Here is an 8,832-nt window from a genome sequence, read left to right on the forward strand (position 1 = left end):
CATGGCTCAAAATGGATCCCCGCCTGCGCGGGGATGACGACTCGAACTAGCCGGCCTCCATTCGGAGCGACACCGGAACCCACCATTTCCGGCTTCGCTGCGGGCTCGTCTTCGTTCGGTGGCGGCCCCACCTGATACGATTCCCGATCCGCACATCGCCGCGGGGGCGCGCCTCCTACCGGTCCGAGTCTCCGTTCCCGTAGTTCCCGTAGGTGGGTTAGGCGCGCAATTCACCGCCCGTTCGGATTGCCCGTGCCCATAACGCGCGCCGCCCCACCGCGTCTGGCCTCCATTCGGAGCGACACCGGAACCCACCATTTCCGGCTTCGCTGCGGGCTCATCTTCGTTCGGTGGCGGCCCCACCTGATACGATTCCCGATCCGCACATCGCCGCGGGGGCGCGCCTCCTACCGGTCCGAGTCTCCGTTCCCTCCGCACCCCGCGGTGATTTTCAACCTTTATAATAGGACCACTGCATCCTTGAACAATATCAACCGGGTCGGCAATGTGGGATGCCTTCACTCCGGTCGGCGGCTGACAACGGAAACTTCATGAACCAATCAAAGGCAGGCAAACAGGTCTTCCTGGCGATTTTTGCCATTGCGATCCTGGCTCTGTTTCTGCCCGGATACGGTCTGGAGACCGCGCATGTGCAGGTGGGGGGTGAAGCCTTCCGGGTCGAACTGGCGACCAGCGCAGCTGAACAACGGCGGGGCCTCATGCACCGGGAGCAACTACCCCAAGGTACCGGAATGCTTTTCGTCTATCAGCACCCGCAGCCGGTCAGCTTCTGGAACAAGGATGTGCGATTTCCCATCGACATCCTCTATTTCGACGCGAACAGTGCCCTCATTCGTACCGACACCCACGTGCCGCCCTGCCCCTATCGGGACTGCCCCCGATACCGAACCGCAGCTCCGGTGAAATACGTCCTCGAACTGCCCGCCGGCACCACCGAACGCCTGAAGCTCAAGCCCGGCGATCGACTGCAATTCCTCTAAACCTGCGCCGCCACTGGCAGCCTGTCCGAGAACATCGTTGTAGGTTGGGGTGAGTCACGCGAACCCCAACGCTGTTGTTGGGCTTCGTTCCTCAGCGCCAACCTACATGGAAGCCGCTTCAGCCCCCATCCAGGTCCGATTCGCTATGCGCAGCGTCGATGTCCTCTGCGGGAGGAGGCAGACACCGGGCCTTGGGCGGTCCGTCGGGCCACGGCTCGAAGGGAAACGGTTTGAACTCGCTGTGATAGGTCAGGAACAGAACGACGTCATAGAGATAGGTCGCCAGTTGCTGTCCGAAATTCCGGAGACGTTCATTGGCACGACCGGTAATCAGGCTGGCACCGATCTGAAACAGGACCACGGCGCCGAGCACTATCTCTGCCACACCGTAGATCACCGCGAAAAGCAGCATATAGAGAATGCGGAGCCAGGCATCTCGAGAGCGGATGTTTTTCTTGAAGCTGCGTTCCATGGAGGGTCTTTCCTTCAGTCACGCCGGGCCCAAGCCGGCAGGTTGCGAGCGGCCAGCTTCAACTGCTGGTCCAACTTACGATAATCGGGTTCCAGCCGTTCCACCAGCCCCCAAAACCGGCGGGAGTGATTCATATGTACCGTGTGGCAGAGCTCGTGGATGAAAAGGTAGCGAACAACCTGCGGAGAAAAAAACAGCAGGCCACAGTTCAGACTGATGTTCTTGCGGGCCGAACAGCTGCCCCAGCGGGTCTTCTGACTACGTATAGTCACCTTCCGGTAGGGCAGCCCGACCTCCTCACTGACACGCTTCAGCCACGACGGAAGGTGCTCCCGCCCCTGGTTCGCCAGCCACCTTCTGAGCGCATCCCGCCAATCCGATTCGCCGCCATGCTGCACCCGCAAGGTGCCGTCCCGCAGCAACGCACAGCGCGGGGATCCGCCCTGACGCCGGTACTCCACCCGGTGCCGTCGCCCCAGGGCCGCCAGCTCCACGCTGTCCGGAGGGACAATCTGAGTCTGCGTTCCGCCGTATTCACTGCTCACCTTCTCGACCGTGCGCGCCAACCACTCCTCATGCCGCGCCAACAGCGCAGGCAGCTGCCGCTGGTCGAAGCCGCGCGGCACCACCACCTCCACACGCCCCGGAGGCAAGACCTTGAGGCGCACATGCTTCGCGCGGCTACTGAGCCGCACGCGAAAGTCCCCATCACCCATTACCATTCCCCCACTACCCATTTCCCCTTCCCCACTACCCACTACCCACTCCCCATCCCCCATCCCCCATTCCCCATTCCCCATTCCCCATCCCCCACTCCCCATTTCCCCATTCCCCACTACCCATCCCCCATCCCCCACTGGTGTATCATCCGCGTATGCAAAAATACGGCGGCAAGGTCATCCACCAGAGCCGGGACGCCTTTGGCATTCTGGAGATTGTCGAGGACCGCTTTGAGCGGTCGCTGCACTTTGGCAACAATGCCAAGCAGAGCAGTACCGACGTCCATTATCCGGCCCGACTGGTACTGAGCTATACCCGCGCAATGGCGGCGTCGCTGCTGTTTACACCGGACCCGCAGCGGGCCTTGCTGGTGGGACTCGGCGGCGGCTCGCTGACCAAATTCCTGCTGCATTACTTCCCCGAGTGCCGGGTTGATGTCGTTGAAGTCCGGAAAAAGGTTCACCGGCTGGCGAGGACTTACTTCGAACTACCCGACGATCCGCGCCTTAACGTGTTCATCGAAGACGGCGCCCTGTTTATGGGCTCGGCTTCCCCCGAATTCGGCGACTACGACCTCATTTTGATCGATGCTTTTCTGGAAGACGGCATCGCCGGCGATGTCTGCGGGGTGCCTTTCCTGGAGGACTGCCGAATGCGCCTCTCGGGGCGCGGCACCCTGGCGATGAACCTGTGGTCCGACGATGTCATCCGGGCTTCGGACCTCCTGGCGATGATGAATGACAGCTTCGGCCAGGTACTACGGCTTCCGGTGGAAGGCAAGGACAACATCATCGGAATCGGCGGCCCCGCAATCCCGCGCCCTCGTGAACTCAATGCATTGGGTCCCCGAGCCCGCGAACTGGCCGACACACTGGACGTGGAGTTCCCCGCCTTTCTGAAGCGACTGCGAAAGAACAACAGATAGTTTGGCGTTGTACGCGTTCCGAGTCGGAGCGGCGTGTAGGTCGGCCTTCAGGCCGTCTTCAACTTTTGACCCGTCTGTTCTGACTTCCCCGGAAAATAAAAGCGAATTTCTCAAGAATTGTGAACTGGTCGGCCAAACGCCTCTGGTAAATGGGCCCAATTTGACTAACTTTAAGAAAAACCTTTCCGGCTTTGGGAACGATGCCGCAACGGTCAGCAGAGATCACACAAAAATGCCGGAATAATGCGGGGCACCCGAAATGCTGAATACTCTATCTGAAAACAAAAGAATTCACCTCATTCTCAACTATCCCCCCTTGGGCCTGGTTCGGGCCACCGCCAAACTCCTCGGCGCCTCGGGCATGGCCGTCGAGACCGGCTGCATTCTGCTACCCAGCCAGGCCGAGGTGGAGGTCACGCTATCCTACCGCCACGAAGGACATAACCGGGTACACCGAATCCCGGCCCGGGTCACACGTTCAGAACCCAGTGAAACCCTTCTGGAATTCGATATCGAAGGACAGACGGCTATCCATAGCCTTTTAGGACAGCCGGCTCCGGCTGCTGCCCACCCAACAAGAACCGCTCCAGCGACGGCGTAAAACGGCAGCCTCCTGCATAATCGCCGCGGGAGCGCGCCTCCTGCCGGGATCCCGCAGTTCCTGAACGAAAATCGCCGCGGGGGCGCGCCTCCTACCAAGGGTCTTTAACCGCCCCCGAGCGTCGAATTCAATCCGGATGGTGCCTATAAAACGTAAAACGTAAAACCTAAAACCTAAAACCTAAAACCTAAAAACACAATCACCCCCCTACGGCAACACCACCCGCATCTCCGGCAATCGCTCCCGCAAAGCTCCGGCGAGAGCCTCCCGTGCCCCCTGCTCACCATGCACCAGCCGGATCTCCGTGGGCCCTTTTCGAATCCGGGCTACAAAATCCACCAGATTCTTTTGGTCAGCGTGGGCCGAATAGCCACCGAGGGTATAAACGCCGGCGCGGATGTCGTATTTCTGGCCATCCAGCCGTACCCAGCCGCCGGAAGGGCCATAACGCTGAATGTCACGCCCCGGCGTCCCTTCCGCCTGATACCCCACAAACAGGACGTCGGTACGGGGATCGCCGAGCAGTCCCTTGAGATAATTGACCACCCGTCCACCGGCACACATGCCGCTGGCCGCGATCACCACCGTGGGGCGGCCGCTCCTGCCCAGGTAATCCACTGCGCGCAGATGATCGTCATGGTTATCAATCGTGGTCAGCTGCTCGAACGAGAGGGGATGGCGTCCGCTGGCCACCCGCTGCCGCGCCTCGTCGTCCCAGAAGCGCTTCAGGCTGCGGTACTCACGAGTAAAACGGGCGGCCAGGGGCGAATCCACCACGATCTCCATGTCGCGCCAGGGCAAGCCGCGCGTGGCCGGCCGGTCACCACAACAGTGGATCGTCTGCTCCAGTTCATACAGCAACTCCTGCGTACGCCCGATGCTGAAAGCAGGAATCAGTACTACTCCGCGATTTTCGAGGCAGCGCTCCACCACCGCCTGGAGCCGCTGCCGTCGGGTACGGCGTGCTTCATGCTGCCGGTCGCCATAGGTACTTTCGAGCACCAGCACATCGGCCCTGCGAGGCGGTTTCGGGGCAGGCAGGAGAGGGCTGTAGGGTGCTCCCAAATCGCCGGAGAAGACCACCCGTTTGCCACGGCGCGTACCGACCGCCCGCACTCCGTCGACCGGGATATCGAACTCCACATACGCAGAACCCAGAATATGCCCCGCCGGCTGCAGCCGCAGCGACATCCCGGTTTCGGGTACCGCAGTCCAGCGCCCGTAGGGAACGGCAACCGTCTGCTTCTTCAGGAGTTCCAGAAACTGTTCAATGAGCCGCCGGTCGCGGGTAAAACCGATTTCCAGTGCATCCTCGATCACCAGCGGTAAAAGTTGCGCAGTCGCCTCGGAGCAGTAGACGGGACCGCGAAATCCGGCAGCAAACAGATACGGCACACGCCCAACGTGATCCAGATGACAATGCGTCAGCACCAGCGCGCGAACGGAATCGAGGTCAAAATCGATCTCCAGCCCGTCCGACGAGCGATCGTCGGCACCCTGAAACAGACCGCAATCGATCAGCACCGAGCCTTCAGGCCCCTTCAGTTCATGACAGGAGCCGGTAACCCCTTCCACGCCTCCGTGATGGTGAATCGTTATCCCTCGCCCAAGTTCCATCTCATGCATCCTTCTGGTTATCTACGGCTATATCCTGCCGTGACGAGGAGCCCCTATCAAGTATTCGGCCAATGGTTCAGTGAGTAGCCCTGCCTGGTGTGATTCCAGAATGAAAATCGCCACGGGGGCGCGCCTCCTACCGATATGGGTTTCCGCTCCCGTAGGGTGGTTAGGCGAGCCTTCTGGCGTCTCTGTGACGTGGGCACCTGTGGCAATCATTTGCTCTTTTATGATCTCCAGCCGGCTTTGAACACGGAGGTCTTCCTTTCGGGAATAGCCGCCATTACAATCGGTAACGGGGAGAGAGGGAATTTCCGTGAACATCATCACAAAAGTACTTTCACTACCCAGGCCTGCCAAACGCGGCTTGATGATCCTGAGCGATTTCACGGGGATACCGATTGCGCTCTGGCTGGCATTTTCGGCCCGTTACGGCACCCTGACACCTCCGGTCGGCGAATACACATGGCTGTTCATTGCCGTCCCCCTGATTACCCTGCCGGTATTTATCTGGTTAGGACTGTATCGCGCCATTGTGCGGTTCATGGGCATGAAGGCGGCCATCACGGTACTCCAGGGGATAACTCTTTCCTCTCTCCTCTTGGGGGCGCTCGTCCTTCTATCCGGAATTGTGGGCGTACCCCGTTCCGTTCCCCTGATCTACTGGGCCCTGGCGCTAATCTACGTAAGCGGCACCCGCTTCGCAGTACGGGCTTACCTGTTTTCACGCTTCTCCCGGAATCCTGCTCGCGATCCGGTTGCGATCTATGGCGCGGGTACCGCCGGAGCTCAATTGGCGCAAATGCTGGAGCACAGCTCCGACTACGAACCCATCGCCTTCATCGATGACAATCCGGTGCTGACCGGCAGCTTTGTCAACAGCATTGAGGTGCTCGGCCCCGAAAACATCAGAGAGCTGGCCGAAGAGATGGGCCTGACGGATGTGCTTCTGGCGATGCCGAGACTCACACGCACACGCCGGGTGGAGATCCTCGAAAATCTCGAGCCGTATCGGGTCCACGTACGAACGATTCCCGGCCTGGACGATCTGGTATCCGGCGCCGCCAGCCTCGACGAAATCCGCGAAATCGACATCGAAGACCTGCTCGGCCGCGATCCGATTGCACCCGATCCCAAATTGTTGACGGCCTGCATCACGGGAAAAACCGTCATGGTCAGTGGCGCAGGCGGCTCCATCGGCTCCGAACTGTGCCGGCAAATCCTTGCCCAGCGTCCAAGCCGGCTGGTCCTTTACGAAATGTCGGAATTTGCCCTCTACGCTATCAACCGCGAACTGGAAGGTTTTGCGGCCGAAAACTCCATGGATATCCCCGTCGAACCCGTACTCGGCTCGGTACAGGACAAGAGCCGTCTGAAATTGGTCATGAACAACTTCCAGGTAGACACCATCTACCACGCTGCCGCCTACAAACATGTCCCCCTGGTGGAACACAACCTCATCGAAGGCATCCGCAACAACGCCTTTGGCACTCGCCAGGCTGCCGAGGTCGCCGTGGAATGCGGTGTCTCCACCTTCGTACTGATCTCCACCGACAAGGCAGTAAGGCCGACCAACGTCATGGGCGCCAGCAAGCGCTTGGCCGAGCTTATTCTGCAGGCCCAGCAGGAGCGGGTGGCCACAATGGGCTCGAGGGTAAAGACGCGCTTCTGCATGGTGCGCTTCGGCAATGTGCTGGGCTCATCCGGCTCGGTGGTACCGCTGTTTCGGGAACAGATCCACAACGGGGGGCCGGTGACCGTCACTCACCCCGATATCACCCGCTACTTCATGACCATCCGGGAGGCGGCACAACTGGTACTGCAAGCCAGTTCAATGGCCAAGGGGGGGGAAGTGTTCGTGCTGGACATGGGCGAACCGGTGCGCATCGACAATCTTGCCCAAAAGATGATTCGGCTCTCCGGTCTCGAGGTACGGGATGCCGCCCATCCTAACGGCGATATCGCCATCGAATACACCGGCCTGCGCCCGGGCGAAAAGCTCTACGAAGAATTGCTGATCGATGAAAACCCGGTGGGGACCGATCACCCGCTGATCTGGCGTGCGGTGGAAAACTACACCCACAGGAAACCACTTACCACGATACTGGATCGGCTAGAACTTGCCATCTCGGACAACGACTGCGAAAAAACCCGACAAATCCTTGAGCAGCTGGTCAATGAATATGCGCCCAGCGGCGATATCGTTGACAAACTCTGGTGCGCTACACCCCGAGTCGAAGCATCCCCAAAGGTGACCGCGTTACACTGACCGCACTAAATACTGTTCCAAACGGGTGTGTATTTATGTAGGAGATTCTATGTCACGGCGCAAGCCTCGATGTGAGGTTTGGGCTGATAGGTGGTTTGGTTCTTAAGGAGCGAGAAGGCGATTCTTGCGATTTTCCTTGCGAGGATGATGAACGCCTGCGTTGGGGATAGACCGCGGTCCAAGTGGCGCTGATAGAAGCCGCGCCAAGTGGCGCTTCGGCTCGCGGTCATAGCGGCTAGGTAGAGAAGTCGGCGCAGCTCCGGGTCGCCTTGCTTGGTCAGTTTCCGTTGCCCCCGGGTCTTGCCGGAGTCCCGGACCCGCACATCAAGCCCCAGGAACGCGACGAAGGCGTCGTTGCTGCGGAAGTGACCTCGCTGGAAGGCCATGGTTAGCGCGGCGGCGCTCAGTGGTCCCACCCCCTCAATGCCTTGGCAGCGCTCCATATCCGCCTGCCATTGGTGGTGGCGAATACATTCTCGAATCCGGCGCAGGATGGCGCTGTCGAGCATCTTGAACTGTTTGGTGAGCCCTTGGGCTTCTCGCTTGAGCTCAGGTACCTCCCGCAGGCTCTGCTCCAGAGCTGATTTGGCCCGGACGAGCACGGCGCGGCGTCTGAGTAGCTGCTGGAGGGTGCGATAGCCCTTCGAGGGCGGTGTCCAGGGCCTTAGGTCAGCCCGTTCCCGGTCCAGGTACCGCCATAGCAGGCGGGCATCGGAACTGTCGGTCTTCGCGCGGCCGCCGATGCTCTGGCGATAGCGGTTCAGGCGAAAGCCATCGACCACGTACACCGTATGGCCAAGGCGGTGCGCTTGGTCCACAAGTTCCATGTGGTAGGTATTGGTGGCCTCGACGGCCAGGCAGGCCGGAGCCTGCAACTGTTTTAGCCACCCGGCTATCGACCCCGGGTCATTCTCCAGAAGGATTACCGGAGCTTCAGGATGTTCGCAGATAGCCAGCTCCGCCTTACTGACATCCACCCCCACCAGATACGGCCGTACAGGCATTGCCATGAGATGCTCCCCCGACTAATGTGAACATGCTTGTCGGGGCTCACCCTAGCGCTGGCTTGCCATTAATCGTCGGTCCATAGCCGATAGATTCCATATTGGCGATTAGGTGAGGGGCGGGACGATATCTCCTACGGTCTGTGCCTTTGGCCAGATGCGGCGTTCGTCCCTCCACCCCGACAAGCCCCTTTGTGACTTGCCGGGAACAAACATACAAGCG

8 protein-coding genes are annotated in these 8,832 nt (G+C 60.0%); 4 read left to right on the plus strand and 4 right to left on the minus strand.

The annotated features are described in order from the left end of the window. Window positions 1-551 precede the first annotated feature (551 nt). Complete coding sequence (locus BLP65_RS02505) at window positions 552-1,001, plus strand: DUF192 domain-containing protein (RefSeq protein WP_175452402.1); 450 nt, start codon at window positions 552-554, stop codon at window positions 999-1,001. Window positions 1,002-1,119: 118 nt separating this feature from the next. Here BLP65_RS02505 and BLP65_RS02510 read toward each other — a convergent pair whose 3' ends face one another. Further along, window positions 1,120-1,473 (minus strand): DUF4389 domain-containing protein, encoded by a 354-nt coding sequence (locus tag BLP65_RS02510; RefSeq protein WP_092992243.1) that lies wholly within the window; start codon window positions 1,471-1,473, stop codon window positions 1,120-1,122. Between the two features lie 14 nt (window positions 1,474-1,487). Next, window positions 1,488-2,273 (minus strand): M48 family metallopeptidase, encoded by a 786-nt coding sequence (locus tag BLP65_RS02515; protein ID WP_139181401.1) that lies wholly within the window; start codon window positions 2,271-2,273, stop codon window positions 1,488-1,490. Between the two features lie 74 nt (window positions 2,274-2,347). Here BLP65_RS02515 and BLP65_RS02520 point away from each other — a divergent pair, with 74 nt between their 5' ends. Next, window positions 2,348-3,118 carry a spermine/spermidine synthase domain-containing protein gene (locus BLP65_RS02520; RefSeq protein WP_092992247.1) on the plus strand — a complete coding sequence of 257 codons (771 nt, stop codon included), beginning with the start codon at window positions 2,348-2,350 and terminating at the stop codon, window positions 3,116-3,118. A 259-nt stretch (window positions 3,119-3,377) separates the two neighbouring features. Beyond that, the gene (locus BLP65_RS02525) at window positions 3,378-3,719 is read left to right on the plus strand and encodes a hypothetical protein (RefSeq protein ID WP_092992249.1); all 342 of its coding nucleotides are present in this window, start codon (window positions 3,378-3,380) and stop codon (window positions 3,717-3,719) included. A 207-nt stretch (window positions 3,720-3,926) separates the two neighbouring features. Here BLP65_RS02525 and BLP65_RS02530 read toward each other — a convergent pair whose 3' ends face one another. After that, on the minus strand, window positions 3,927-5,336 hold the full coding sequence (locus BLP65_RS02530) for an MBL fold metallo-hydrolase (RefSeq protein ID WP_092992251.1): 1,410 nt from the start codon (window positions 5,334-5,336) through the stop codon (window positions 3,927-3,929). Between the two features lie 316 nt (window positions 5,337-5,652). Here BLP65_RS02530 and BLP65_RS02540 point away from each other — a divergent pair, with 316 nt between their 5' ends. Then, window positions 5,653-7,605, plus strand: a complete 1,953-nt coding sequence (locus BLP65_RS02540; protein WP_317623046.1) for a polysaccharide biosynthesis protein — start codon at window positions 5,653-5,655, stop codon at window positions 7,603-7,605. A 47-nt stretch (window positions 7,606-7,652) separates the two neighbouring features. Here BLP65_RS02540 and BLP65_RS02545 read toward each other — a convergent pair whose 3' ends face one another. Beyond that, complete coding sequence (locus BLP65_RS02545; RefSeq protein ID WP_092992258.1) at window positions 7,653-8,615, minus strand: IS110 family RNA-guided transposase; 963 nt, start codon at window positions 8,613-8,615, stop codon at window positions 7,653-7,655. Window positions 8,616-8,832: the final 217 nt, after the last annotated feature.

The sequence above is a fragment of the Thiohalomonas denitrificans genome (genome assembly GCF_900102855.1).
Lineage (GTDB): Bacteria > Pseudomonadota > Gammaproteobacteria > Thiohalomonadales > Thiohalomonadaceae > Thiohalomonas > Thiohalomonas denitrificans.

Coding starts and splice junctions, on each gene's coding strand:
- BLP65_RS02525 (WP_092992249.1), top strand. CDS start 3,378: ATGCTGAATACTCTATCTGAAAACAAAAGAATTCACCTCATTCTCAAC.
- BLP65_RS02545 (WP_092992258.1), bottom strand. CDS start 8,615: ATGGCAATGCCTGTACGGCCGTATCTGGTGGGGGTGGATGTCAGTAAG.
- BLP65_RS02530 (WP_092992251.1), bottom strand. CDS start 5,336: ATGGAACTTGGGCGAGGGATAACGATTCACCATCACGGAGGCGTGGAA.
- BLP65_RS02520 (WP_092992247.1), top strand. CDS start 2,348: ATGCAAAAATACGGCGGCAAGGTCATCCACCAGAGCCGGGACGCCTTT.
- BLP65_RS02515 (WP_139181401.1), bottom strand. CDS start 2,273: ATGGGGAATGGGGAATGGGGGATGGGGGATGGGGAGTGGGTAGTGGGT.
- BLP65_RS02510 (WP_092992243.1), bottom strand. CDS start 1,473: ATGGAACGCAGCTTCAAGAAAAACATCCGCTCTCGAGATGCCTGGCTC.
- BLP65_RS02505 (WP_175452402.1), top strand. CDS start 552: ATGAACCAATCAAAGGCAGGCAAACAGGTCTTCCTGGCGATTTTTGCC.